The sequence below is a fragment of the Vibrio mimicus CAIM 602 genome (genome assembly GCF_000338875.1).
In the GTDB taxonomy this organism is placed as follows: domain Bacteria; phylum Pseudomonadota; class Gammaproteobacteria; order Enterobacterales; family Vibrionaceae; genus Vibrio; species Vibrio mimicus.
In genome coordinates this window covers 1-1196 of record NZ_AOMO01000120.1, presented here as the reverse complement: position 1 = coordinate 1196, position 1196 = coordinate 1, and the positions used below count along the sequence as shown (strand labels likewise).

The following is a 1196-nucleotide window of genomic DNA, read 5'->3' as shown; positions in this document are numbered from 1 at the left end:
TACCAAAATGCCACGCGGCATGAATCCCGCTTAAACGCCTTGTTATACGTGGATTTTGTAGGTTAAGTCGGCGACTTCGTCACCTGTAATGCCTCTGAAACCCCAACAATGGGAAGGCTGCTCTTTAATTGTGATTTCAATATCAACGGGGGAAATGCCTAATCGAGATTCAATGTTACTAAAAAGCGCTTTGATCAATGCCTTTTTCGTTTCTACTTTGCGACCTTCCATCATGTTTACTTCAATCACCGTGTAGGCATCAGTGCGACCACTAGGATAGTAGAAATCACTTTTATCAAGCGGAATAAACCTGTGAGCTCGTTTATCCTCGGGCAAGCCTAGAGCTTGAGTCATTGAGTTCTGAATCACATCGGACAACTCAGCTTTAATTGGATTCAAGTGATCTTTTATTCCGTATATGACGACCACGATTTCTCCTTAAACGTATAACGCCTGCCTAAGGGGCTGGCAACGCATTACCACCAAACTTAAACACAACAACCGAAACCACCTCGGCTCATTGGGACTGGAAACGCCACGCGTTGACAGTCCCTCTTGAGGCGTTTGTTAGTTTCGTAGCTCATTGTTTAAAAATGACTTTTTTAACACATTTGCTTGAAAGTAATTTTACGCAAAAGCATCAAGCAAACACACGTCCAACGCCAAAAGCTGTGAAGTTGGCTGCCAAGATTTAAAACGATCAAGGTTAAGTTGGCCACGGTTAAGAGTCCGCGACAAAGAAAGCAAGATCACAGCGATGATGCAGCCCTTTGTGCAACTAAGCTGACCGTGCTAAACATCCAACAACGTTGAAGCTTCGAGGCTTGTTGGTTTTCAGCGACTTTGAACCAGCTGAACTTTCAACACTTTCTACCAAATCAGCATCAGTCAAAACTCAAAAGCTAAATTGTGCAACTTGTACGCTTAAAGCTGATTTTTCAGAACGTTGAACCTGAGCGTTTGATGATTTTTCTAGATAGAAACTAACGCCCGCCTAAGGGGCTGGCAACGCATTACCACTAAACTTAAACACAACAACTGCAACCACCGCGGCTCAATGGGACTGGAAACGCCACGCGTTGGCAGTCCCTCTTGAGGCGTTTGTTAGCCGTTACTCTTTAGGCTAAGCGACATTACCTTAAACAATGCTACTATTCGGCATCCGATTCGAATAAAAACATGAGTAATTTTGATGT

2 protein-coding genes are annotated in these 1196 nt (G+C 43.6%); both read right to left on the bottom strand.

The genetic code is table 11. From position 1 onward, the window contains the following. Window positions 1-42: 42 nt before the first annotated feature. Window positions 43-429, bottom strand: coding sequence for a tautomerase family protein (locus D908_RS00005; RefSeq protein ID WP_000260420.1), 387 nt, complete (start codon window positions 427-429; stop codon window positions 43-45). A gap of 198 nt (window positions 430-627) precedes the next feature. After that, complete coding sequence (locus tag D908_RS21385; RefSeq protein WP_086026413.1) at window positions 628-762, bottom strand: DUF645 family protein; 135 nt, start codon at window positions 760-762, stop codon at window positions 628-630. Between the last annotated feature and the right edge of the window lie 434 nt (window positions 763-1196).